18 protein-coding genes are annotated in these 24,073 nt (G+C 58.1%); 10 read left to right on the forward strand and 8 right to left on the reverse strand.

Features of this window, described 5'->3' with window-relative positions; genetic code table 11:
- The first annotated feature begins 112 nt into the window (after positions 1 to 112).
- The 5 genes from EP166_RS01135 to EP166_RS01155 all read left to right on the forward strand — a co-directional run bounded on the left by EP166_RS01135 (position 113) and on the right by EP166_RS01155 (position 6,054).
- The gene (locus EP166_RS01135) at positions 113 to 1,747 is read left to right on the forward strand and encodes a tetratricopeptide repeat-containing response regulator (protein ID WP_127554973.1); all 1,635 of its coding nucleotides are present in this window, start codon (positions 113 to 115) and stop codon (positions 1,745 to 1,747) included.
- Positions 1,731 to 2,423: a sensor histidine kinase gene (locus EP166_RS01140; RefSeq protein WP_127554974.1), complete on the forward strand. Its 693-nt coding sequence runs from the start codon at positions 1,731 to 1,733 to the stop codon at positions 2,421 to 2,423. Before EP166_RS01135 ends, EP166_RS01140 begins: the two co-directional genes overlap by 17 nt.
- A gap of 219 nt (positions 2,424 to 2,642) precedes the next feature.
- A complete protein-coding gene (gene guaD / locus EP166_RS01145; protein WP_127554975.1) occupies positions 2,643 to 3,989 on the forward strand; it encodes a guanine deaminase in 1,347 nt (448 codons plus the stop codon).
- 135 nt (positions 3,990 to 4,124) lie between these two features.
- On the forward strand, positions 4,125 to 4,799 hold the full coding sequence (locus EP166_RS01150; RefSeq protein ID WP_127554976.1) for a TetR/AcrR family transcriptional regulator: 675 nt from the start codon (positions 4,125 to 4,127) through the stop codon (positions 4,797 to 4,799).
- Between the two features lie 82 nt (positions 4,800 to 4,881).
- Positions 4,882 to 6,054 (forward strand): 1-acyl-sn-glycerol-3-phosphate acyltransferase, encoded by a 1,173-nt coding sequence (locus tag EP166_RS01155; RefSeq protein ID WP_127554977.1) that lies wholly within the window; start codon positions 4,882 to 4,884, stop codon positions 6,052 to 6,054.
- Between the two features lie 210 nt (positions 6,055 to 6,264).
- Here the strand turns inward: EP166_RS01155 and lolB are convergent, their stop codons facing one another.
- Positions 6,265 to 6,825 (reverse strand): lipoprotein insertase outer membrane protein LolB, encoded by a 561-nt coding sequence (gene lolB, locus EP166_RS01160; protein WP_127554978.1) that lies wholly within the window; start codon positions 6,823 to 6,825, stop codon positions 6,265 to 6,267.
- Positions 6,822 to 8,570, reverse strand: a complete 1,749-nt coding sequence (locus EP166_RS01165; protein WP_164743772.1) for a tetratricopeptide repeat protein — start codon at positions 8,568 to 8,570, stop codon at positions 6,822 to 6,824. The genes lolB and EP166_RS01165 overlap by 4 nt, the downstream gene beginning before the upstream one ends.
- Positions 8,571 to 9,032: 462 nt before the next feature.
- On the opposite strand from EP166_RS01165, the gene hemA reads away from it, so the two are divergent.
- From hemA to prmC, 3 genes are read left to right on the forward strand one after another with little or no spacing between them, the layout of a single operon-like run.
- Complete coding sequence (gene hemA / locus EP166_RS01170; RefSeq protein WP_127554980.1) at positions 9,033 to 10,289, forward strand: glutamyl-tRNA reductase; 1,257 nt, start codon at positions 9,033 to 9,035, stop codon at positions 10,287 to 10,289.
- Positions 10,290 to 10,304: 15 nt separating this feature from the next.
- Complete coding sequence (gene prfA, locus EP166_RS01175) at positions 10,305 to 11,390, forward strand: peptide chain release factor 1 (RefSeq protein ID WP_127554981.1); 1,086 nt, start codon at positions 10,305 to 10,307, stop codon at positions 11,388 to 11,390.
- 30 nt (positions 11,391 to 11,420) lie between these two features.
- Complete coding sequence (gene prmC, locus EP166_RS01180; protein WP_127554982.1) at positions 11,421 to 12,257, forward strand: peptide chain release factor N(5)-glutamine methyltransferase; 837 nt, start codon at positions 11,421 to 11,423, stop codon at positions 12,255 to 12,257.
- 185 nt (positions 12,258 to 12,442) lie between these two features.
- Here prmC and EP166_RS01185 read toward each other — a convergent pair whose 3' ends face one another.
- The 5 genes from EP166_RS01185 to EP166_RS01205 form a co-directional block, all read right to left on the reverse strand.
- Entirely contained in the window at positions 12,443 to 13,117 is a 675-nt protein-coding gene (locus tag EP166_RS01185) for a MaoC family dehydratase (RefSeq protein ID WP_127554983.1), read from the reverse strand.
- Between the two features lie 352 nt (positions 13,118 to 13,469).
- A complete protein-coding gene (locus tag EP166_RS01190) occupies positions 13,470 to 14,441 on the reverse strand; it encodes a D-2-hydroxyacid dehydrogenase (RefSeq protein WP_164743773.1) in 972 nt (323 codons plus the stop codon).
- A 109-nt stretch (positions 14,442 to 14,550) separates the two neighbouring features.
- Positions 14,551 to 16,398 (reverse strand): methyl-accepting chemotaxis protein, encoded by a 1,848-nt coding sequence (locus EP166_RS01195; RefSeq protein ID WP_127554985.1) that lies wholly within the window; start codon positions 16,396 to 16,398, stop codon positions 14,551 to 14,553.
- A gap of 113 nt (positions 16,399 to 16,511) precedes the next feature.
- Positions 16,512 to 18,635, reverse strand: a complete 2,124-nt coding sequence (gene pta, locus EP166_RS01200; RefSeq protein WP_127556212.1) for a phosphate acetyltransferase — start codon at positions 18,633 to 18,635, stop codon at positions 16,512 to 16,514.
- Positions 18,636 to 18,669: 34 nt separating this feature from the next.
- Entirely contained in the window at positions 18,670 to 19,869 is a 1,200-nt protein-coding gene (locus EP166_RS01205) for an acetate/propionate family kinase (protein WP_127554986.1), read from the reverse strand.
- Positions 19,870 to 20,024: 155 nt separating this feature from the next.
- Between EP166_RS01205 and EP166_RS01210 the strand changes: the two genes are divergently transcribed.
- A complete protein-coding gene (locus EP166_RS01210) occupies positions 20,025 to 21,563 on the forward strand; it encodes a peptidoglycan DD-metalloendopeptidase family protein (protein ID WP_220432468.1) in 1,539 nt (512 codons plus the stop codon).
- 298 nt (positions 21,564 to 21,861) lie between these two features.
- Positions 21,862 to 23,061 carry an ABC transporter substrate-binding protein gene (locus EP166_RS01215; RefSeq protein WP_127554987.1) on the forward strand — a complete coding sequence of 400 codons (1,200 nt, stop codon included), beginning with the start codon at positions 21,862 to 21,864 and terminating at the stop codon, positions 23,059 to 23,061.
- Between the two features lie 67 nt (positions 23,062 to 23,128).
- Here the strand turns inward: EP166_RS01215 and EP166_RS01220 are convergent, their stop codons facing one another.
- A complete protein-coding gene (locus EP166_RS01220) occupies positions 23,129 to 24,037 on the reverse strand; it encodes a LysR family transcriptional regulator (RefSeq protein WP_127554988.1) in 909 nt (302 codons plus the stop codon).
- Positions 24,038 to 24,073 lie beyond the last annotated feature (36 nt).

Raw genomic sequence — 24,073 nt, forward strand, 5'->3', positions numbered from 1 at the left:
AACAGAGGTCAAAACGACACAGTCGTTACTTGGTTTGGGGTCTGGTGGGAACCCGAGACTCCCAGACAATTTGAAACCGACAGGAAACAGTGATTTGGAATTGAACCAGTCTTTGAACAAAAAGTTTTTGCTGATTGACGATTTTTCCAATGTGCGCAAGTCGGTCAAGGGTATGCTGAACTCACTGGGGGTCAGCCATGTCTCCGAGGCGTCCAATGGAACAGAAGCAACCAAAAGCGTTCGTGATCAGACGTTTGATGTGATTCTCTGTGACTACAACCTTGGAAAAAGCAAAAACGGATCTCAGTTGCTGGAAGAGTGGCGCACCCGTGGGTGGCTGTCTTACCAGACTGTGTTTGTGATGATCACCGCCGAGACCTCGCGCGATTTTGTGATGGGCGCCCTCGAATTTCAGCCCGATGACTATCTGGCCAAACCCTTCGCCATGGATACCCTGCAAAACCGGTTGGACCGCTGGCTGGATAGACAGTCGGCGTTAGGACCGATCAATCAGGCGCTGGATAGAAAAGACTACCCGGCGTTGGCCAAGGCAGCGCGGGAAGTGATGGAAACCAAACCGAGATACCGGGGCTGGGCACAACGAAAATATGTCGAAGCGCTCTTCCACCAGGGCCAGATGACCGAAGCTGCTCATTTTCTGCAAGCACTGCTCGATAAACGGGACTTGCCCTGGGCGCGACTGGAACGCCACCGGATCGATGTTCAGGAAGGCAAACTCGAAGCCGCCGAGCGCGGCCTGAAAACGCTGATCATGTTGCAGCCCAACATGGTTGAAGCCTATGACCTGCTGGCTGATGTGCAAATGCAGATCAAGCAGCCCGAGAAGGCACAGGAAACACTGTCGCAGGCACTGGTTCGATCGCCGCGGAACATTGCCCGTCAACGTGTCTTCGCCGGGCTGGCCAGCGACAACGGCGACCATGTTGCTGCCACCCGAGCCTACAAGGAAATCGTTAGCCTGGCGGACGGCACCATGCATGAATCATCCCGTGGGTATAAAGATGTGCTGCGCTCTACCCGAACGCAACTCCAAAGCCTGGATGATGACGCCCTCAAGCGCCGGTTGCAGAAGGATGCCCAGTCGCTGCTGAAAAAACTGATCAAGCAATACCCGGATGAGCCGGATACCGAATTGTTCAGCAAAGCCTATCGGGCTTACCTGGCCGATGCAGGTGATGCCGAATCCACCGATCGGGTGTTTTTGGAATCGGTCGCCGAGGCAGCTCGGGAACACATGGGGGACCTCGGTGAGGACAGTGCACTGGATATCGTCGACATTCTTTATGAAAAAGGGCTGTCGAAAGAGGCCGACGCCCTGGTCGAGGAATTGCGTCAGTACCATAAGGAATCCGGTAACTTTGTAAAACGGCTGAACCAGTTGCAGGCCGAACCCATCACCCAGGAAGCTCGGCGTCATGCTCACAAAGTGAACACCGAAGGCATCGAATTGTACAAACACAAGGATTATCAGGCGGCGACCAAGCTGTTTGAAGACGCCCTTAAATTCTCGCCCCGCCACCCGGGCATTATTCTGAATTTTGTTCAATCGAGTTTGCTGCTGATGGGGCAGACCCGCGTGTCTTTGTCACAGCTTGATCGCTGTCTCGATATCGTCAACCGGTTGAACTATCTGCCCGCCGACCACTATCAGTACGAGCGCTATACTAGCATTCGAGACAAAGTCATTGCGCTGCATGCCAAGGTGAAACATGAGCAACCCAGTTGATATGCACACCATCATGGCCGCTACCGTCCATGATGTGAAAAATGCCCTTAGCCTGATCGATAACGAACTGCGTGAAGTGATCGACAGCATTCACGAGCGCGAGCCGGACAGTACGCTGAAATTGAACCGGCTGCGACTGGAAGCAGGGCGCATCAACAACGATCTGGTGCACATGCTCGGCTTGTATCGCATGAACACCGACACCTTCCGGCCGGATTTTGATGAAGTGCTGATCGAAGACGTCATTCACGATGCCACCTCCCGCTATCAACAAACGCTGGAGTCTCTTGGCATTCATCTGGGCATTGAACTGGAAGACCCTGACATTGCCTGGGTCATCGACCCGGTGCTGATCGAAGGCGTACTGGCCAATATTCTGACCAACAGCATTCGTTACACCAAAGACCGGCTCGACTTCCGGGCCTTTATGGCCGACGGTGGGCTGTGCATTACCCTCACCGACAATGGTGAAGGCTACCCCGCGAAGATGATGAACTTCATGAGTGAAACCCCAAACCAGGGCGAACTCAGTTTTCAGAATGGCAGCACCGGCCTCGGGCTGTATTTCTGCCAGCAGATCGCCCAATTGCATCGCCAGGGAGACGCCGAAGGCTACATCAAACTGACCAACCATCCTGAGCATGGCGGGGCAGTGTTCACCTTGTGGCTACCCTAGGAGCCCGTCGGACTTAGGATGAATCGGTTGCGGAAGCGGGACATCGGCCCCAATATCCGCAAATTTCGAGCACATAGGCCCACGATGCACTCGAAATTTGCAAACATTGGGTCTCGCCGTCTACTCCCTCGCTTCGATCCCCTATGTCCGATAGGCTCCTAGTTGACCTTTTGGTCAGCTTTGGTACAGTCTTCCTGTATGAACTACCCGTGACTCGCCATGACCAGCCCCGAACAGAACACCTCACCGGCACCTGATGTGTCGGCCAGTCTGACGCCCGAACAGCTTGCCCAGGCAACCTTGCTACTGGGTCACAGCATCGATTTCCCCGAGCCTGACACGATTCGCCAGTGCCCAAACGCTGCCCTGGTGATCCATCAGGGGCGTATTGCCTGGCAAGGCCCCGCCGCGGAATTGCCAGTGGCGCAACAGGCCTTTGCCCGCGTTGAAGACTATGGCGATGCCTGGATTCTGCCCGGCCTGATCGACACCCATGTCCACGCCGCCCAAATGCCGGTGATGGCCAGCTGGGGCGAGCAACTGCTCGACTGGCTAAACCGCTACACCTTTCCGGCCGAGCGCCGCTTTGAAGACCCGCTGATCGCTCGTCAGCAAAGCGATGTCTTTCTGGATGCGCTGCTGGCACATGGCACCACCACCGCCATGGTGTTTGGCACCGTGCATGAGGCGGGCACTGATGCCCTGTTCGAAGCAGCCCGCGAGCGCCGCATGGCTCTGATTGCCGGCAAGGTACTGATGGACCGAAATTGCCCGGATTACCTCAGCGACACTGCCGACGGTGGGTTTGAAGCCAGCGCCCGGCTAATACATCGTTGGCACGGCACCGACCGCCTGCACTACGCCATCACTCCCCGCTTTGCGCCGACCTCGACCGAAGCGCAACTGGAGCGTGCAGGTGCCTTGCACAGCGAGGCCGCCGGGTTGTACATGCAAACTCACGTGTCCGAAAACCCGGATGAAGTCAGTTGGGTACAGTCACTGTTTCCGAAGGCCAGAGACTATGTGGATGTCTATGAGCACTATGGTCTGCTGCACGACCGGTCTGTGCTGGCGCACGGGCTGCACCTGACCGATCGCGAATGGACTGCCCTGCGCGAGCACCAGACGCGCATTGCTGTCTGCCCCACCTCAAATACCTTTCTGGGCAGTGGCCTCTTCGACTTTGCCCGCGCCGAGCAGGAGGGCGTTGTGCTGGGCCTGGCCAGTGATGTCGGCGGTGGCACCTCGTTGTCGCAACTGGTCTCGGCCGCTGAAGCTTATAAAGTCGGTCAGTTAAAGGGCTACAAACTGACGGCCAACCAGCTGTGGTATCAGATGACTGCGGGCAATGCCCGGGCGCTGCACCTGCAGGCTGACATCGGCACCCTGGACAGCGGTAAAATGGCGGATCTGGTTGTGCTCGACCCGAACCGCAGCGCCAACCTCAGCGCGCGCCTGGCGCAAGCAACATCGCTTGATGAAGCCTTGTTTGCGACCCTGATTCTGGGCGATGAACGTCTGACGCGCGCTACCTGGGTCGCCGGCGAGCTGCGCTTCGGCGCTTAGCCAGCCAGTTGCATTGAACTGGGAAGCCGCTTAAGCTCGAAATGTACGCGGAATCAGTGGGTTAGACTGGCCGGTGAGCGCTGGTCGTGAGCCACTGGCTTCGCCCTCTCTATCACCTCAGTGCGGGAAGTCATCATGGTCGATCAGGCCCAGAAACGCTTGAAAGAAGAGTTCCAGACCAAGGAAAAGGCAGGGCGAATCCGGCAACAGAACGAAGCCATTATTCTTGAAGCCGCCGAAATTGAATTCGCGCAGCATGGCTTCAAGGGAACCTCGCTCAATGCCATTGCCGAACGCGCCGGCCTGCCCAAATCCAACATTCTCTATTATTTTCAGAGCAAAATCGGCCTGTATGGCGCGGTGTTGTCAGACATATTGGGCATGTGGAACCAGGCCTTCAACACCACCACCGCCGACGAAGACCCGGCGGATACGATCTACGCTTACATTCGATCAAAAATACGCTATTCCCGCAGTCACCCTCTGGCGTCGAAGATCTTCGCCATCGAGGTGATCCAGGGCGCGCCACATTTGAAAAAGTATCTGGCGCAAGACATGCACCACTGGGCCCTGGGCCGCACAGAGGTGATCAAAGCCTGGATCGACGCTGGCAAAATAGACCCGATTGACCCACTGCACCTGATGTTCATGATCTGGGGCAGCACCCAGCATTATGCCGACTTCGCCACCCAGATCGAATGGGCGCTCGACAGCGACGGTCTGACGGAAGCCGATTTCGAGGCGGCTGAACGTACGCTGACGCATGTGATTCTAAAGGGCATTGGTCTGAAGGTGCCCAGTGAGTCCTAACGACTGCATTCTGAACGCCAGGCCTGATTTTAACGCCGGGTTAGAGTACAGTAGCCGCCTTTTACTGGTCTCGTAGGGCTGTATGACTGCTGAATTTGACGACATTCGTCCTTTTAACGACGACGAAGTACCGCTCGTACTAAAACGAGTGTTGGCTGACCCGGAAATGCACGCTGCCATCGGCGCTTGGGTCGCCCCGGGATTGAACCGCAAAGCGCCCTGGCTATTGCGCCCCCTGATTCGCCTGGGTCTGGCCTGGCAATTTCGCGGCATCCGCCGAGTGGACGACTTTCAACCCCGGTTGCGCGGTTATCTGAAGCGCATGCTCGATAAAAGCGTCGCCGACCTGACTGTCTCGGGGCTCGAATCGCTCGACCCGACCAAAGGTTACCTCTTCGTCTCCAACCACCGGGACATCGTCATGGACCCGGCCATGGTGAACTGGACGCTCTATCACGCCGGTTTCCAGACCGTTCGTATCGCCATTGGCGACAACCTGCTGAGCAAACCCTTTGTCAGTGATCTAATGCGGCTGAACAAAAGCTTTATCGTGCGTCGCTCGGTCAAGGGCATGAAGGCCAAGTTGAAAGAAGCCCAGGTCCTGTCGCGGTATATACACCACTGCATCACCGAAGACCGGGCGAATGTCTGGATTGCGCAGCGGGAAGGCCGGGCCAAAGACGGTTACGACAAAACCAACCCGGCGGTTATTGGCATGTTCAGCCTGAGCAAACCCAAAGACCGCGATTACGCCAGCTACATTCGCGAACTGAACATTGTGCCGGTAACCATCAGCTATGAAGTGGACCCGCTGGACCTTTCCAAGGCCCGCGAGCTCTATGCCCAGGAACACAAGGGCGGCTACAAGAAAAAAGCCCACGAAGACGTTCAGTCCATTGCCCGCGGCATGACCGGCTGGAAAGGGCGGGTGCATCTGGCCTTTGGTGAGGTACTGAACGGCAACTACGAAAAAGACACTGATGTCGCCGCAGCGATCGACGCCCAGGTGCACAAACATTACCGCCTGTACGAATCCAACAAATGGGCCCACGCCACTCTTCATGGTGACCACACCGAACCGACCAATGCGGATGCAGTGAAGCTGGCTGAGCGAGTAGCGGTAACGCGGGATACCCTCAAACCCTATATGCTGCGCCAGTATGCAAATGCGGTGCAAATGAAGAGGGGGTTACCGGCCCTGACGTCGGCAATGGACGTTGCTGCGCCAGAACCTGACGATACTAAGGATCAATAGTCGTGGGCGTTTTGGGGAAGTAACCCCAGTTTCGGAGGCCGCGACAGGCGAGTTGCCTATAACCCGTGCCGGGCACCGGATAGGCTTATCCAGGGTCGGCATGAACCCATCCATGGGGCCTGGACCGCAGCTCCCTGCTGCGGACCACCCTGGATAAGCCTAACCGGCACCCGTCACTAGCCTTCATTGGCGCGGCCTCCGAAACTGGGGTTACAGCTCACTAATCCAGTTGCGAATTACCAGTCGGCCGCTACTGCCGTTGCGCGCGAAGTCGATTCTTCGAGGTAGGGATTCTCCGGTTTCATCGAAATACACCGGGTAGTCTACCTGCCAGCCCGATTGGGTGATGCGTTGAACCTGCTGACTGGTGGAATCCCGGTCGATGGTGGCGTCGATGCCCGGGTAGGGCCTGGCTCGAACCCAGAATTGCAGGTAGTCGAGCGGCAGATCCAGTTCGGTAATTTCGTAGGCTAGCTCGCGCAGGGTGCTGCGGGTCACCTGATCGGACCCTTTCGTTAGAGTCACTTCGCCCGGTTCACCGCTAATCTGAACGGCACCTTGCCCCAGCGGGCCGCTCAGTTCGATCTCAAAGTCCTGCGCCCGTTGCTCCCAGTCCACATTGAAACTGCTGGCTTCGGTGGCGTTGCGAACCGCCATCTTGCCAGACAGCGCCCAGTTTTCGGTCAGCTCACTGGCTCCGGGCTGCTTGCCGAAACCGGCACAGCCCGTCAGTACCAGAGTCGCCAGAGCAACAAAGAGAAACGACTTCATCGGTCGATGTCCAGCGTTTCAATGATGTTCCTGGCGGTCGGGCTGTTGCTGTTCCAGCTAAACGCCTGGTCGAGCCAGCGTTGAGCTTCTTCCTGTTTGTTCTGCTCCCACAATACCGCCGCCAGGTGTGCTGCAACTTCGTCCGATTCCATCGACTCCAGAGAGCGACGTAACCAGCGCTCGGCTTCTTCCAGATTGCCAAGGCGGTATTCCACCCAGCCCTTGGAATCCTGAATTGCCGGGTCATCCGGTTGCTGCTCCAGTGCCCGGTCGATGTAGCGCTTTGCCTGGTCCAGATTCATGTTGCGGTCTGCCCAGGTGTAACCCAGTGCGTTCAGTGCCGAGGCGTTATCCGGCTCCTGCTCAAGAACTTCTGTTAGGTTTTTTTCAAGCAATTCATACTGGCCTAGGTTGGCCGCCATTAGAGCCTGGTCGTAAAGCAGGCTGGTATCACCCGGGTGGGCTGACAGGGCTTGCCCGTACACGGCCATGGCCTGGTCAGTATCACCCAGTCTGCGAAACAGGTCCGCTTCAATGCGCCACAATACCGGGCTTTGGGCCGGGTAATTCTGGCGGGCCTGATGCAGGGCTTCCTGGACATCGGTGGGGCGAGTGCCTTGCCAGACTTCACTGAGCTCAGCCAGGGCAGATACCAGGTAGGGGGGTGCTTCGACGCTTAAAAATCGCTGGGCGGCTTCATCGGGTACACGATTAATGCGACTGATTCTGCCCAGAAAATAGTGGGCTTCATCGCTGAATTCAGAATTTACCAGCCGTTCGAACAGCACTTCGGCGGTGTCGTAATCGTCATTGTCGAACGATTCGCGGGCGAAGGCGCGGGCGATCACCGGTTCGTTCGGGAAGCGGTTGAACAGAGATTCCAGCGTCTCCGTTTTGTTGGTATCCGAATCGGCATAGGCAAAGCCAGCGAACGTCGTGGCAACCTGGCTGTTGTTAGGATAGCGCTCGGCCAGATCACTGATTACCGTGCGGGCCTGTTCAATGTCGTTCAGTTCGAGGTGGAGCCGGAATTCCAGCAGGCCTTTGTCTGGACTGTCTTGCTGTGCCCGGTTGGCCCTGATGGCCTCCAGCCCCTGTTCGTACTGGCCCAGCGTCGACAGCAACTGGGCATTGGCAAACCCGATGCTGGTGTTCTCCGGGTGGTTGGCCTCGGCCTCGGCCAATACTGGCAGCAAACCTTTTTGCTGGTCGGCCGTCAGGGTGGTAATGCCGGCGAGTGCCCCTTCAATTTTGGCGTCCGGGTCGAGCGCCAGCCACTGATTCAGAGCCCGGCTGGCGGTGACCTTATCTGCATTCGCCAGGCTGGCGATGGTCAGCGCTTGCCAGCCTTCGGCATTCTCTGGTTCGAGCCGTAACCAGTGGCCGGCATGTTCGCCCATGGCATCGTAATTGCCCACCACCTGGTTCAACGCGGTGGCGCGTTGGGCCACTTCCAGATCGTCGTATTGCCGGTCGAGGCGGCTGTAGAGCTGTGCGGCTGCGCCGTAGTCGCCACGGTTAGTGGCAATTTCTGCCAGTAGCAGGGTGTAAAAAGCTTCTCCGGTCAGCGGTGTTGTCGCAATAGGCGTGTCGGACCGGGATGCTTGCGCGTCGGATGAATCGGTTTGAGGCGCGGCATTGTCCGATGACTCGGCCTGGGAGGCTGTCGTGGTACAGCCACTTAAGGCCAGGCTAAGAACCAGAGTGGCCAGCATGGTGCGTTTAAAAGGTGCTGTTGATGTCATGTGTCTCGGCTTCGCAGTCTGATGATGAGGGTTACGACCTGGGTTAACACACAGGTTACTCCGGGGCTTTGCTGCCGGGGTGTTGCCCTGGGATGCACGGACTGAATCACAGCCGGTGCAGTTAACATCGTGGTTAGGGTGTACGCACAGGGCGATGGTACAGCTCAGTCTCGGGTGGCTCGGACAATGCATCCCATCATGCCTCATAGCTATCGGCAATCGTGAGTATAGCGGCCGCGGCATTGTTTGTGACCCGGCTGCCCTCATACTGCCTTCCAGTGCCTGGTTAGAGTGACCTGTGGGTGGCTGCCGGGTACAGCAGACGAAGCGTAAATCCGTGTAAAGATGGCAGTCTTCAGGCGTGCCAGAGCTGGAGTGCCGGGCGTTATCACAGTCGCCTCGGGACTGGAAAATCGGTAGACTACGCGTTTGATCAACGAAGTGAGCAGGCCCCGTCCAAACATGTCATTGCTGGCCCTAGGTATTAATCACAACACGGCGTCAGTAGACGTTCGGGAGAAAGTCAGTTTCGCTCCCGAAACCATGCCCGACTCCCTTTCGTCGGTGTTGGCGATTCCGGGCATCGAAGAGACGGTGATTCTCTCCACCTGCAATCGCAGTGAAATCTACTGCTCCCTGACCGAACCTGCCGTTGGCATAGAAGCCCTGATTCAATGGCTTGCACTGACACACCGCATCTCCCCCGACGAACTGCGCGCTGCGCTCTACATTCATGCCGATGCCGATGCAGTCTCTCATCTGGGGCGCGTCGCGGCCGGGCTCGATTCCATGGTGCTGGGCGAACCGCAAATTCTGGGGCAACTGAAGTCGGCTTTCGCCGTCGCCCAGGAATACGATTCCGTCGGTCAACAGTTGCACCACCTGTTCCAACACAGTTTCCGTGTTGCCAAGGAAGTGCGCACCCACACCGCTATTGGGGAGAATGCCGTCAGTGTCGCCTACGCCGCCGTGCGCCTCAGTACCCGCATCTTCGACCGCCTGGATCGGTGCCGGGCACTGCTGATTGGCGCTGGTGAAACCATTGACCTGGTGGCACGCCACCTGCGCGACAAGGGCGTAACCGACATCGTCGTTGCCAACCGAACGCTGGCCCGGGCGCAAAGCCTGGCGTCGGAATTCGGGGCCCGTGCCGTGCTGCTGTCGGACATCCCCGATGAACTGCCCGGCGCCGACATCGTGATTTCCTCAACCGCCAGTCAGTTGCCGATCATTGGCAAGGGCATGGTGGAGCGGGCGCTGAAGAAGCGCCGCCACAAGCCGGTATTCATGGTCGACATCGCTGTCCCGCGGGATATCGAGAGTGAAGTGGGGGATCTGTCAGACGTCTATCTATACACGGTGGATGATCTCAAAACCGTCATCGAAGCCAACGTACGCAGCCGGCAGGAAGCCGCCCGCGAAGCGATGGACATCATCGCCCGTTCGACCGATGCATTCAGTCAGTCGTTGAAAGAACGCCAGGCGGCTGACACCATTCGCGCTCTGCGTCACCAGGCCGAAGCCTTGAAGGACGTCGAGCTGGAAAAAGCCCGGCGAGCTCTGGAACAGGGTGTCGACGCCCAACGGGTGGTCGAGCAACTGGCCCGGGGGCTGACCAACAAATTACTCCACGCCCCCACGGTGGCCTTGCGCAAGGCCCATGGGGACGGTGATGACAAGGAAGCCAGTGACTGGGCTTCGCGTCTGTTTGATTTATAAGGCACCCAAGCGTCTATGAAAGACTCCATCCGCCAGAAGCTGTCTGAATTGACAGAACGCTATGACGAACTGGCACGTCTGCTCTCCCAACCCGAGGTGATCACCGATCAGACTCGGTTCCGTCAGTATTCCCAGGAATATGCGGAGCTTGAAGACGTCGTTGGCTGCTTTGCGCGCTATGAGGGCGTTGAGCGCGATATTCACGATGCACGCCAGTTGCTGGACGACAGCGACCCCGAGATGCGCGACATGGGCCGCGACGAAGTAAAACAAGGCGAAGAGCGCCTGGAACAATTGACCGATGAACTGCAGATTTTGCTGCTGCCCAAAGACCCGAACGATGGACGTAACGTCTTTCTTGAAGTGCGGGCCGGCACCGGTGGTGACGAAGCCGCCCTGTTTGCCGGTGACCTGCACCGGATGTACGGTCGATATGCGGAACGCATGGGCTGGCGTCTTGAAGTGTTGTCGGCCAGTGAAGGCGAGCACGGTGGTTTCAAGGAAATCATCAGCCGCATCAGCGGTGACCAGGTGTATTCGCATCTCAAGTTTGAATCCGGTGCCCACCGCGTTCAGCGCGTCCCGGAAACCGAGAGCCAGGGGCGCATACACACCTCGGCCTGCACCGTAGCGGTGATGCCTGAAGCCGATGAGCTGGCCGACGTCGAGATCGACAAGGGTGATTTGCGGGTCGACACTTACCGCGCCTCGGGCGCGGGCGGTCAGCACGTTAACCGAACCGATTCGGCGGTGCGTCTGACGCACCTGCCCACCGGCATTGTGGTGGAATGCCAGGACGAACGCTCTCAGCATAAGAACAAGGCCCGGGCCATGTCGCTGCTGGCCGCCAAGATCATGGATGCCCAATCCAGTGCCGCCGCTCGTGAACAGGCCGATACCCGGCGCAGCCTGGTTGGCAGTGGCGATCGTTCCGAGCGCATTCGTACCTACAACTTCCCGCAAGGGCGCATTACCGACCACCGCATCAATTTAACGCTCTACAAGCTCGATGAAGTAATGCAGGGCGCGCTGGACCAGGTAGTGGACCCGCTGGTGCAGGAACATCAGGCACAACTTCTGGCTGATATGTCGCAGTCCTGATCTGCGCTGACCCTACAGGAACCCTCACCCATGTCAGACTCCAGCCTGAATCAGGTGCGCCAGGCCCAGCAATGGGCGCAACAACAGGGCCTGGAAGCGCTCGATGCCGATCTGTTGCTCACCTTTGTGCTCGATAAAAGCCGGACCTGGCTTTTTACCTGGCCCGAACGGGAACTGAGCGATGACCAGCAGCACCGCTTTGAAGACCTCGTGCGCCGCCGACTAGCCGGTGAACCAGTCGCTCATATTCTCGGTACGCGCGAGTTCTGGTCTCTGCCGTTCAAGGTTAATGCCAGCACCCTGATTCCCAGGCCGGATACCGAAACGCTGGTCGAGGCTATTCTGAGTCGCTTTGACCAACCATCCCTAAGAGTGGCCGATATGGGCACCGGAACGGGTGCCATTGCACTGGCGCTGGCCAGTGAACGACCTGGCTGGAGCATCAGCGCTTTTGATGTTCAACCGGATGCCGTGGCCCTGGCGCAAGAGAATGCGCACCAACTGGGTTTGCCAGTGACTGTGGGTCAAAGCCACTGGTGCGATACATTGGCGGATCACAGCCTGGATCTGCTGGTATCGAATCCTCCTTACATCGCCGCCGATGATGTTCACTTGCAGCAAGGCGATGTGCGCTTTGAACCTCGGTCTGCTCTGGTTGCCGCCGAGGATGGACTGGCCGATATTCGAATTCTGATTGAGCAGGGGCGACGGGTTCTCGCGCCAGGTGGCTGGTTGTTTCTGGAGCATGGCTGGACCCAGGGCAAGGCAGTCAGAGCGTGTTTTGAAAGCCAAGGCTATGGCTCAGTAGCAACTGTGCAGGATATGGGGAACCGGGATCGGGTTAGCTTTGGACAGTGGAGTCTTTAACTAATTTAAGTTTTGGAGTTCGCATAATGCGAGTGCCGGTTACCGGTGGTGCCTCTGCGGGGAAGCCCGCAACATGGATGTTGCGGTTTAGGCTCCATGGACGGATTTACGCCGGCCCCGCAGAGGCACCACCGGTAACCGGCGCGGACCACAGGCACCCAACGTCCCCAACTCCGGAACTTGACTTAGTAGACCAGGCGAACCACGGTTTCAGCCACACAGGCTGGGCGTCGGGTGTGTTCGATATTGACGGTGACTTCTTCCGTGACTTCCAGCCCGCGACGCACTACTTCAACCGCGACGATCTTCTTGGTAGCCCGTACCCGGCTGCCTGCTTTTAGCGGGTAGGGAAAACGCACCTTGTTCAGGCCGAGATTGACCACCATTTTCGCGCCAGGGTAGGGCGGATTGGCCGGGTCGACCGAGTTGGTCAGTTTGGGAATCATCGACAGGGTCAGAAACCCATGGGCGATGGTGGCCCTGAACGGAGATTCCTGTTCAGCCCGCGCCGGGTCGGTGTGAATCCACTGCTGGTCTTCGGTCACCTCGGCAAAGGCGTTGATACGGTCTTGTTCCAGAGTCAGCCACTCGCCCTCATAGACGACATCACCCAACTGGCTCAGCAAGGTCTGGCGCATGGCCTCAGCGCGCGGGTTGTCGCATTCTGTCAGTGAATCCTGTGGGGTATCGACCGGTTTGCGATCCTGGTCCAGAACCCAGTTGACCCACTCGTGATTGCGGGCGCTTTGCCAGAGTTCGTTCCAGTACTCGCGCCATTGCGGCGCAATAAGCTCCCTGAATTCCGCCTGGTTCTGACTCAGGCGTTCTTTCTTTTCTTTGATTAAATCGATGACACTCATGTCCGGGAATCCATTTCACACAGAGGCTGGTCCAGCGGTAATAAGAGGGATTATACGCCAAAACCCCCGTATCGCTTAGTCTGGAGGGAAATGAGTGCGATGAATGTAGGTCACTGATGGGGCTTTTTTTACAGCCTGTGAGCTGGCTCACAAGCCGGAGATGGCCACCAGCAAGAAGCAGCCTGATTCATAACCCAAGTTACGGAGTTCGCACAGTACTAGCGGCGGGTGCCGGTGGTGCCTCTGCGGTCTAGGCTCCATGGATGGATTCACGCCGACCCCGCAGAGGCACCACCGGTATCCGACGCGAACGACAGGCACCCAAGGTTCCCGAACTCCAGAAATTGAGTTATTAACTGTCGTGGGTCAGCGAGTCGTCCAGTGCGCCGGGTTCCTGCCGGGCCCAGCGATTCAGTTTTTCCTCCAACTGGCGCAGCAGACGGGCCATGGCGCCATCTGAAGACCAGGCGACATGGGGCGTTACAATGACGTTCGGCAGGGCCGCCACTTGCCAGATGATGTGGTCTGGCGGGGGTGGTTCACTGCTGGCCACATCCAGCGCCGCCCCGCCAATGACGCCCCGGGTCAGGGCATCCAGTAAATCGGATTCAACCACCAGATCGCCCCGGCCGCTGTTGATGAGCAGGGCGTGCGGCTGCATCAGGCTCAGCGTGTGTTGGTTGATCATGCCCCGGGTCTGGTCGGTCAGCGGGCTATGCAAACTCAGTATGTCGGCTAACGACAGCGCCGTTTCGAAGGCGGTATAACCCGGCCTGACCGTCTCTGCCCCAGGCCGTTCAGCGTAAGTCACCGAGAGCCCGAGGGCTTGAGCCCGGGTCGCAACAGCCGTACCCAGGTCACCTTTGCCAACAATCACCAGGCGCTTGCCGCTCAGGGTATTGATCGGAGCGATGCGGTTGCAGAAAAACGGGCTCTGGCTCCAGCCTTTGTTGTCGGCATCTCTGAGGTAGGCCTTCAGGTTTCGGGCCAATGCCAGTATCATCATGATGCAATGTTCACCCACAGCGTCAACGGCGTAACCGGTGGCATTGAACACGGCAATGCCCCGGACCCGGCAGACCTCCAGATCAACGTTGTTGGTGCCGGTGGCTGTTACGCCAATGCATTTGAGGTCGGGAAGCTGCGCCAGCAGGGGCGCATCCAGCACCACCTTGTTGACCAGGGCGATGTCGGCCTGCTGCAAGCGTTCGAGGCGCTGTTCGGGTGACGTTTTGTCGAAGCTTTGCCAGTCGGTTACGGCGTCTGGTGGTGTCAGAGTTAGTTCGTCGGGGAAGGTGGCGGCGTCGAGGAATACGGCTTTCATGAGGGCTCCGTCAGCGGTGACTCTGTGCTTCTGAATGTACCCTATTCTGAGAACCGGTGCCCACCTTGAAGGCACCGGCTCCGTTTTATTCAGCCGACAACTCTGAGTCTTAAACCTTGAAACGCGACAAATTCTGCCGGATTTTGCGGCTGACGCCATGCAGCTCGTCCGACTGGGCGGTTGCCTGATCGACGTTGTCGGCCAATTGATTGGAGGCATCCTGAATGGCCGTGGCGATGCGACTGATCTCTTCTGTCGCGATGTTTTGCTCGCGAGAAGCCTCCGCAATGCTCTGTGCCCGGGAAGAAATGTCCTCTATCGATTCGGCAATAACAGACAGGCTGTGGGTTACCTGCTGGGCGCTGCTGGCGGTTTCGTCGGTCAGAGTTTTGCTGCTGTTCATGATTGATACGGCTTGTTGGGTTTGCTCTTGCAGGGTTTCAATCATGGTCTGAATCTCGCCGGTGGCCTGGTGCGTGCGTTGTGACAGAGCCCGCACTTCATCGGCAACCACGGCAAAACCACGCCCCTGTTCTCCGGCGCGAGCCGCCTCAATGGCGGCATTCAGAGCCAGCAGGTTGGTTTGCTCGGCGATGTTCTGAATGGTCGACAGAATGGTGTTGATCTCCAGTGCCTGCTCGTCCAGTTTGCCGATAACACCGGTGGCGGTGTCGATCTGCCCGGTCAGCTTACCCATGCGCTGGCGATTCTCGGCGGCATTTCCCATGCCGTTCTGGCCTTCAGTCGAGGCTTTCTGAGCCGCTTCGGCGGTATCTCCGGCGTTTTGTGCCACCTCGGCCGAGGTCGACGACATTTCGTTGATGGCAGCGGCTACCTGACTGATTTCGCTCTGCTGCAACTGAATGGCATCGTTATTGGCCTTGGCATTCCTGCGTGAGGAATCCGACAGGGTTTCCAGCTCATGGGAATAGCCCAGGCTTTCCGACACCAGTTGATGCACCGATTCAACGAACTGATTGAACGATTGGCTGAGTGAGCCGATCTCATCGTCGCGGACCACAGTAAGCCGGCGTGTCAGGTCGGCTTCGCCCTGGGCGATATCAGACATGGCTGAATCGAGCCCGGCCAGGGGTCGCAGCAGATAGGAAATCAGAAATCCGGAAACGATGGTCACGATCAGGATGGTCAGGGCAGATACCAGGGTGTTGCTGAGTGCCAGAGCGCCAAGTCCGGCGAAGGCCTCACTGCTTCTAACCATTAAAACGACCTGCCAGTCGCTGCCTTCAATCGGGTAGGCGGCACTGAGCCAGCCTTCACCATTGACGGAAACCCCAGCGGTGGTTGTAGTCAGTTGGGCATTGCCGATCAAGTCATTGAGATTCTCTCCGAGCCGGTTTTCGTCTGGGTGAACCAGAAACTGGTTGGCGCCATCGACCAGTGCCGCATAACCCGATTCGCCCAGTTCAACCCCCAGCACTTCCTGAACGATATCAGTCAGGGCTACGTCGGCAGCGAGCACATTAGCGCCCACCGGTTGGGCAAAACTCATCACCAGATCCCCAGAAGACGCATCAATATAGGGGGCGGTAACAATGCGTTGTTGTTCCTCCTGAGCTTGAATAAACCAGGGCCGGGTGCGGGGGTCGTAGTCATCGGGTAGGGATTCCGCCGGAAACATGATCATGTCACCGGCCCGGGTACCCAGGTACATATAAAGAAAGTTACCCGCGTTGTTGCCTTGCGTCAGCACCGGAATTGGGTCCGGGGCGTTGGCAATGGCCTGGGCGGCTGACTCGACCACCTGTGCCTTGCTGGTCAGCCAGGTACTGACAAAGCGGCGGGTGCCGGTGCCGCTGCGTTGCACCGTGTCGGATACCGACTCAACCAGTGCTGACCGGGCTTGCTGGTAGTTGTAAATGCCGTTGATGGCGACCAGCACCAGTACGCTGAGCGCCACCCCGACCATCAGGCGGGTGCGAATAGTCCAGGACGTCATGAGTCGGGCTCCAAGGAAAAGTAATACCAGGTCATTCGCATTTGAATGACCGCTACCTAATTTATAGATCAGGTAATGGCAATTCGGCCAATTTCTTGAAACCGGTGACTCGTTCAGCCGGGCTGGTTGGCCTGCACGGCAGTCAGGGCGATGGTGTAGACGATGTCGTCGACCGTGGCGCCGCGCGACAGATCATTCACTGGCTTGCTCAACCCCTGCAGCATGGGGCCGATGCTGACCACATTGGCGCTGCGCTGAACTGCCTTGTAGGTGGTGTTGCCGGTGTTCAGATCCGGGAAGATGAATACCGTGGCCTTCCCGGCCACCTTGCTGTTCGGGGCTTTGCTGTTAGCGACTGAGGGTGTTGAAGCGGCGTCGTACTGTAAAGGCCCGTCGATGAGCAGGTCCGGGCGTTTTGACTGTGCCAGTTTGGTCGCCGCTCGTACCTTTTCCACATCGTCGCCAGAGCCTGATTCGCCGGTGGAATAACTGATCATCGCGATGCGTGGCTCTATGCCGAACGCCAGGGCCGAGTCGCCACTTTGAATGGCAATGTCGGCCAGTTGTTCGGCATTCGGGTCCGGGTTAACGGCACAGTCGCCATAGACCACCGCCTGGTCGGGCAGCAGCATGAAAAATACCGACGACACCAGGCTGGCATCCGCTTTGGTCTTGATCAGCTGCAGCGCCGGGCGAATGGTATTGGCGGTCGTGTGCACCGCACCGGACACCAGGCCATCCACATCGCCTTCAGCCAGCATCATGGTGGCCAGTACCACGGTATCTTCCAGTTGTGCTTCGGCCATTGGCGCCGTCAGACCCTTGTGCTGACGCAGGGCAACCATGGGTTGTATGTAACGCGGGCGGGCCCGGTCCGGGTCAATGATTTCAAGGTCCGGCGGCAATGTCAGGTTGCGGCTGGCGGCGACGCGCTCTATGTCGTCACGCTTGCCCAGCAGCACACAGTGAGCGATGCCACGTTGCTGGCAGGCAATGGCCGCCTGCACGGTTCTGGGTTCATCCCCCTCAGGCAGCACAATGCGCTTTTTGGCTTGCCGGGCTCGACCGACCAGCCGGTGGCGAAAGGCTGGAGGCGACAGTCTCGGTTCGAGGCCAACCCGGGCGCGTTGGGCCAGCCAGTCCCCGTCAAGGTCTGCCGCAACCGCGTTCATGACGGCATCCATGCGGTCGACATCGTCGACCGGTACTTCGGTATTCATGGCATTCAACCGCTGGGCGGTCACGAAGGTATTGGAACTGACTTCCATCATCGGCAGGCCGGTGGCGAAGGCGGCCTGGCACAGATCGATCACGGCGTCATCAAGCTTCAGTCCGCCCGTCAGTACCAGGCCTGCCAGGGGCACGCCGTTCAGCGCGGCCATGCAGCTGGCCAGAACGATGTCTTCGCGATCGCCCGGGGTCACCACCAGGGTCCCAGCTTTCAGGGTATGCAGCATATTGCGCATGGTTCGCGCGCAGACCGTGATGGCCTGAACTCTGCGGGTCTCCAGCTCACCACGATTGAGCAGTGTTGCTTGCAGATGGTCGGCAACATCCCGGGTGCGGGGGGCTACCAGCAGCGGATTCCAGCGAATACCCCCCAGAAACCGGAACGACGGCTTCGAAAAGACCGGAAGCGAGGCGATGATCTTGTCGGGGTCGGTAGGAATAGCCAGATGCTGTTCGCCGTCTTCACTCGGTAATATTTGCTGGTAGTCGGGCTCTGGCGCCCCGATCTTGTTGAGTATGCAGCCGATCACCCGGGCGTTGTCGATGCCGCCAAACAGGCTGGCGCTGACCTGAATGCGTTCGTTCAACTGCGCCGTACTTTCTGCGTTTTTGGCGGCCACCAGAATGACGTCGGCATCCAGTGCCCGGGCCATGTTCACGTTCAGCTTGCCGATGTAGCTTTCATCACCCAGCGGCACCAGCCCTTCGACGATGACGACATCCGCCTCGCCTGCCGATTGCTGAAACAGCTGGATGACGTCTTCCATTAAATCATCCGTCTTGTTCTGAGATAACGCCTGCTGCGCTGTCGCCAGGCTGATCGGCGCGGCTGGATGCAGGCCGAGCGTGGCGTTGATCAGGTGTGTCGATCGTTCCGGCCCCGGGTCCGTGCCATAACGCTGGGCGATGGGTTTGCAGAACGCCACCCGAATGCCGAGTTGATCCAGGGCCCGAACCAGGCCCAGACACACAGAGGTCAGACCGGTACCGGCACCGATGGCTGTCATGAAAAAAGTATGTTGCACAGGCGCTCCCTGGTACTCAGTTAGTCGGGGTTTCGTTGATCAGCCGCAGGGTGTCCTGCGCGATCATCCATTCTTCCCGGGTGGGAATGACGGCAGCAACCGGGCCTTTGCTTGTTGAAATTTGGCCCCGGCTGTCACCATGCGCCATGTTCAGGTCATGGTCGAGTTCAAACCCGAATACACCCAGGCGTTGCAGTACATTAGCGCGAATGTCCGCCGCGTTTTCACCGATACCTCCGGTAAAGATCAGGGCATCCAGCCGGCCAAGCGAGGCTGCCAGGCCGCCAATCTGGCGGGCCAGGCGGAAACAGAATACGTCGATGGCCTGACGCGCCTGACGGTGCCCGCCGGCTGCCGCTTCGGTAAGCGTGCGCATGTCGTTCGACAGTTCCGACAGTCCCAGCAGGCCACTGTCGCGGTTCAACATCTGGGTTACATCGGCAATGCTCCAACCGAGTTGCTCACTCAGGTATTCATGCAAGCCTGGGTCGATATCGCCACTGCGCGTGCCCATGACCAGCCCTTCAAGGGGGGTCATCCCCATGGTGGTGTCAATCGAAAACCCGTCGGAAATTGCGGTTGCACTGCAGCCGTTACCCAGGTGAGCCGTGATAATGGCATGCGACTCGGGGTTCAACGCCAGTTGTTGCACCGCCTGTTGCGCTACGTATTTGTGACTGGTGCCATGAAACCCGTAACGTCGAACGCCCTGCTCCCGGTAGAGTTTCATTGGCACGGCATAGAGAAAGGCTTCCGGGTCCAGCGACTGGTGAAAAGCCGTATCAAAAACAGCTACCTGAGGTACCGATGGATACAAGGCCTGCATCACCTGAATGCCCAGCACATTGGCCGGGTTGTGCAGGGGGGCAAGATTGGCGCAGGTTTCGATGCCGTGCAGGGTAGCCTCGGTGATCCGGGCAGAATCGGTAAAGGTTTCACCACCGTGTACAACCCGATGGCCGATGCCCGCCAGAGGCTCTTTCAAACTAAGGCGGGTGACGAGGTTGTTGACCGCCTGCAAGGCTCCCGAGTGACCCTGGTCGGGCAGGGGAGTGGTGTGTTTTTTTTGGGCTTGATGCCAGTTCAGTTCGGCATTGCGCGTGTTGAGTCGATCGACTGACCCCGACAAAATGTCGTTGCCGGTGGTCATGTCGAACAGCGAAAATTTGAGCGATGAACTGCCGGAATTAATAACAAGCACCGGAACTACAGCCATGGAGTTGAATCCTTAACCGGTTTGATGGCGGGCCCAACAGGGAGCCAATAGTGTGTAAGATAGATCGTGCTGACGCCTACAGACTGACGCAGATTCAGCGCGCCATTAGCATGCCGGAGTTCGGCAAGTCGTGAACCTGAAAATGAGTATATAAGATGAGAGCTACCTTGGGTAATGACCTGCATCAGGTCCCGATGCGCATCGACTGGCGAAGCCTTCGCCGCAGCCTCCTGCCATTGATTGCTGCCGCTCTGTGTTGCTTGCTGACGAGGCCAGCCTGGGCCCTGCCGGAAGGGTATGGTGTACTGCAGGGCGGTGGCTATTTTGTCGGCCGGGCCGAGCCCGAAAGCCATATAAGGTTCGCCGGACAGTCTGTACCGGTCGACGCTGAGGGCCGCTTCATTTTGGGTTTCGAGCGTATGATGGAGGGCGAGTACCCGTTATCGGTGAATGTGCCCGGGCAGGCAGAGCAGCGGTTTCAGCTGGACATTGAAGGGCGGGACTATCGAATTCAGCGCGTCGATGGTCTGGATCCGTCGCGGGTGACCCCGCCTGAAGAACAGCTTGCCCGCATACTGGCCGAAGCGGAACGCGTCAAAGCAGCCCGTGCTCGCCGGGTCGACAGTGAAGGCTGGCTTGAGCCTTTTGTCTGGCCCGCCTATGGGCGAATCTCCGGGGTCTATGGCAGCCAGCGTATTCTGAACGGCACGCCTTCAGCGCCGCACTGGGGCATTGATGTTGCGGTACCCACTGGCACACCGGTATACGCGCCAGCCTCCGGCGTTGTGACGCTGGCAGAACCGGATTTGTATTTCAGCGGTGGCACGGTGTTGCTGAACCACGGTATGGGGCTGACGTCCAGCTTTCTGCATTTATCCGGTGTGCATGTCAGTGTGGGCGATCAGGTTGAACAGGGTGAATTGATCGCAGCGGTGGGCACAACCGGTCGCAGCACCGGGCCGCATCTAGATTGGCGCGTAAGTCTGGCCGATGTGCGCATCGACGCCGGGTTGATGGTGCCGGAACAGGAGGAATTGTGCACCGTGGAAGGCGAGGGCGATCAGGTTGTGGTACTGGTGCATGGACTGGGCCGAACCGATAGGTCCATGGCCAGGCTGGCGGGTGCTCTGCAGGAGGCAGGCTTTGCCACCTGTAATCAGGAATACCCAAGCCGAAAGGAGACCGTCCCGGAGTTGTCGGCCTACGTTGCGAACGCGGTGGAGCGGGTAAACCGGCAGGGTTACGACACCGTTCATCTGGTGACCCATTCACTTGGCGGCATACTGGCCCGTTACTGGCTGCAGCGTGCGGATCTGCCGGGGCAGGGGCGGGTAGTGATGCTGAGCCCGCCCAACCACGGCAGTGAAGTGATCGATGCCCTGGGAGACCAGGCCTGGTTTCAGTGGATTATGGGCCCTGCGGCGCTGGAACTGTCGACCGATGACGAGGCGCTGGTGAACCAGCTGGATCCCATTAATGTGCCCGTGGGCGTGATCACCGGAACCCGCTCCAGCGACCCCTGGTTCAATGTTCTGTTTCAGGGTGATCATGATGGCAAGGTATCGGTGGCCAGTGCCCGCCTGAGCGAGGCCGATGGCTTCCGTCTGGCAGAGGCAGGTCATACCTTCATCATGAACGATGAGGACGTGCGGTTCTGGGTGGCCTTTTTCCTGACCAATGGCTTCTTTCCCTGAGTTGGAACCGTGGCTTTACAATGCATCGTAAAGCTTTTTCTTTGGTCAGGGGTGATGTCGCTTGAAAAATAGGAGAAGCTGCGATGGCGCAGTGAAACAATACCGTCTAACAACAAGAACAAGACTGGCACTGTGCACAGCTCACGCGATCACCGGATTGCAGGTCATGTCTGAACAGAAAGTGAACAAAGCCGACAATGCGGGCCTATGCGCCGTTTGAAGGCTTGTGTTTCTGACAAAAAATCCTCAACATGAAGTGGTCCCTTTGGGAAACATAATAACAGCGAGAGAGAACTCTATGATTAAAAAAACACTCTTGGGCGTAGCAACCGCTGCAGCACTCGTCGGTGCCGTACAGGCTGAAGAAGTAAAAATCGGCTTTCTGGGTGGCTTTACCGGCCCGATTGAAAGTTTGACACCTCCCATTTACGACGCTGCGCGTCTGGCCGTCAGGCATGTGAACGGCCAGGGCGGTATTCTGGATGGTGACATTCTGGTCATGCCCAGCGCTGATACCACCTGTGTTGACTCATCGGCCGCTACCAACGGTGCCGACCGACTGATCAACTCGGAAAATGTGACTGCGATCGTCGGTGCCCTGTGTTCAGGGGCGACCATTGCCGCCGCCAACAACGTAGGCATTCCTGCCAGTGTGGTGATGATCTCACCGGCGTCCACCTCGCCGGCGATTACAGAGATGGATGATAATGATCAGGTTTTCCGTACACCGCCGTCTGACGCTTATCAGGGCGAAGTTCTGGCACGGTTACTGATCTCCAAAGGCATTAACGATGCCGCGGTCACTTATGTGAACAACGACTATGGCAAGGGCCTGGCCGATGCCTTCGCGGCGGCCTATGAGAACGAAGGTGGCATGGTCATGGCCAATGAAGCGCATGAAGACGGCAAAGCCGACTACCGTGCCGAAATTGCTTCTCTGGCGTCTACCGGTTCACAAAACCTGGTCGTGTTGGCCTATGCCGACGGGTCTGGTCAGACGATCCTGCGTCAGGCGAACGAGAGTGGCAACTTCGTCACTTACGTTGGTGGTGATGGTATGGTCGGTGACGGCCTGGTCCGGGCTGTGGGCGCCGATGTGCTTGAAGGCATGATTGCTACCAAGCCGGGCACCCCGGATCTGCCAGGATCAGCTGTGTTTGCCGGGTTGGCCGAAGCGGTTGAGCTGGATCCGAACGCGACCTTTGCCGGTCAGTCTTACGATGCCGCCTTCATTATTGCGCTGGCCATCGAATCAATGGGCGAAGACAGCCGTGAAGGCCTGAGCGACCATGTCCGCCGCGTAGCGACTGCGCCGGGCGAAGTGATCCTGCCGGGTGAGTGGAGCAAAGCCAAGCGTCTGCTGGCAGCGGGTCAGGACATCAACTACGAAGGCGCAACCGGCCAGCACGAATTCGATGACAGCGGTGACGTTCCTGGCGTGATTGTTGAAATGACCGTGCGTAACGGTGCGTTTGTCGAAGTGGGCGAAATCCAGTAAAACGAACGGGTTACTGCTCCACGAATAGCGACTGTGATCGTTAAAACCGGCTTTTTGGCCGGTTTTTTTATTGGGCGGCCAATCGCTGCCAAAGCCGGTTTACCGATGGGTTCCGAACCAGCGCACATCGATACAGCCGGATCTCCAGTGGCGCATGCCAGCGCTCTGCCCCGCAGATGACCAGTTCACCCTCTCGCAACTCCCGTCGAATGCATAGCTCCGGTACCCAGGCGATGCCGGCGCCGGTTAATGCCATGCCTTTTAGTCCCTCCGCCATGGCCGTGTCGTAGACAGTTTTTAGCCGCAATCGGATCGGATCCTGTTTTAACATCAGCCTCAGTGTGCGGCCCAGAAACGCGCCGGGTGTATAGGCCAGCAACGGAATTTCATCCTGGCCTTCACGGTCGAGTGAATAGCGTGGCTGGTCGGTGCCTGGCAAGGGGACAGACACCGGAACCAGGCGTGTGTGGCCCAGGGTAATGGAGGGAAAGGTATTGGCGTCGAGTTGCAGAGTGGCGTACGAGTCGTAATAGATTTGCAGTAAATCGCACTGGCCTTCGCGCAGGGCATGCAAGGCTTCTTCAACGTTCATTGCCACCAGGCGCATGTTCAGGTTATTCATCACATCCCGATGCTCGGTCATCCAGTCGGGGAAGAAAGAGAAGGCCAGGGAGTGTGCGGCGGCTACACGCAGCGTGGCTTGCTGGTTGGCATCCAGCCCGCGCAATCGGCTGACGGTTTCGCGCAACTGAGACATCACGGTTCGCGCCGTCAGAAGAAACAGCTGGCCTTCGTCGGTCAGGCGCACCGGGGTTGTTGAACGGTCTACCAGGGGAACCGCCAGTGTGGTTTCCAGCGCTTTAATGCGTCGACTGAAAGCTGGCTGAGTCACAAAGCGTCGCTCCGCCGCGCGGGAAAAGCTCAGGGTATCGGCCAGGGCAATAAAGTCCTCCAGCCAGCGTGTTTCGAAGTCCATCTCAGCTCCATGGTATGCAATATTTGCATACTATAG

This window comes from Saccharospirillum alexandrii, assembly GCF_004000275.1.
GTDB lineage: Bacteria > Pseudomonadota > Gammaproteobacteria > Pseudomonadales > Natronospirillaceae > Saccharospirillum > Saccharospirillum alexandrii.

Coding starts and splice junctions, on each gene's coding strand:
- EP166_RS01140 (WP_127554974.1), top strand. CDS start 1,731: ATGAGCAACCCAGTTGATATGCACACCATCATGGCCGCTACCGTCCAT.
- guaD (WP_127554975.1), top strand. CDS start 2,643: ATGACCAGCCCCGAACAGAACACCTCACCGGCACCTGATGTGTCGGCC.
- EP166_RS01150 (WP_127554976.1), top strand. CDS start 4,125: ATGGTCGATCAGGCCCAGAAACGCTTGAAAGAAGAGTTCCAGACCAAG.
- EP166_RS01155 (WP_127554977.1), top strand. CDS start 4,882: ATGACTGCTGAATTTGACGACATTCGTCCTTTTAACGACGACGAAGTA.
- lolB (WP_127554978.1), bottom strand. CDS start 6,825: ATGAAGTCGTTTCTCTTTGTTGCTCTGGCGACTCTGGTACTGACGGGC.
- EP166_RS01165 (WP_164743772.1), bottom strand. CDS start 8,570: ATGACATCAACAGCACCTTTTAAACGCACCATGCTGGCCACTCTGGTT.
- hemA (WP_127554980.1), top strand. CDS start 9,033: ATGTCATTGCTGGCCCTAGGTATTAATCACAACACGGCGTCAGTAGAC.
- prfA (WP_127554981.1), top strand. CDS start 10,305: ATGAAAGACTCCATCCGCCAGAAGCTGTCTGAATTGACAGAACGCTAT.
- prmC (WP_127554982.1), top strand. CDS start 11,421: ATGTCAGACTCCAGCCTGAATCAGGTGCGCCAGGCCCAGCAATGGGCG.
- EP166_RS01185 (WP_127554983.1), bottom strand. CDS start 13,117: ATGAGTGTCATCGATTTAATCAAAGAAAAGAAAGAACGCCTGAGTCAG.
- EP166_RS01190 (WP_164743773.1), bottom strand. CDS start 14,441: ATGAAAGCCGTATTCCTCGACGCCGCCACCTTCCCCGACGAACTAACT.
- EP166_RS01195 (WP_127554985.1), bottom strand. CDS start 16,398: ATGACGTCCTGGACTATTCGCACCCGCCTGATGGTCGGGGTGGCGCTC.
- pta (WP_127556212.1), bottom strand. CDS start 18,635: ATGACAGCCATCGGTGCCGGTACCGGTCTGACCTCTGTGTGTCTGGGC.
- EP166_RS01205 (WP_127554986.1), bottom strand. CDS start 19,869: ATGGCTGTAGTTCCGGTGCTTGTTATTAATTCCGGCAGTTCATCGCTC.
- EP166_RS01210 (WP_220432468.1), top strand. CDS start 20,025: ATGAGAGCTACCTTGGGTAATGACCTGCATCAGGTCCCGATGCGCATC.
- EP166_RS01215 (WP_127554987.1), top strand. CDS start 21,862: ATGATTAAAAAAACACTCTTGGGCGTAGCAACCGCTGCAGCACTCGTC.
- EP166_RS01220 (WP_127554988.1), bottom strand. CDS start 24,037: ATGGACTTCGAAACACGCTGGCTGGAGGACTTTATTGCCCTGGCCGAT.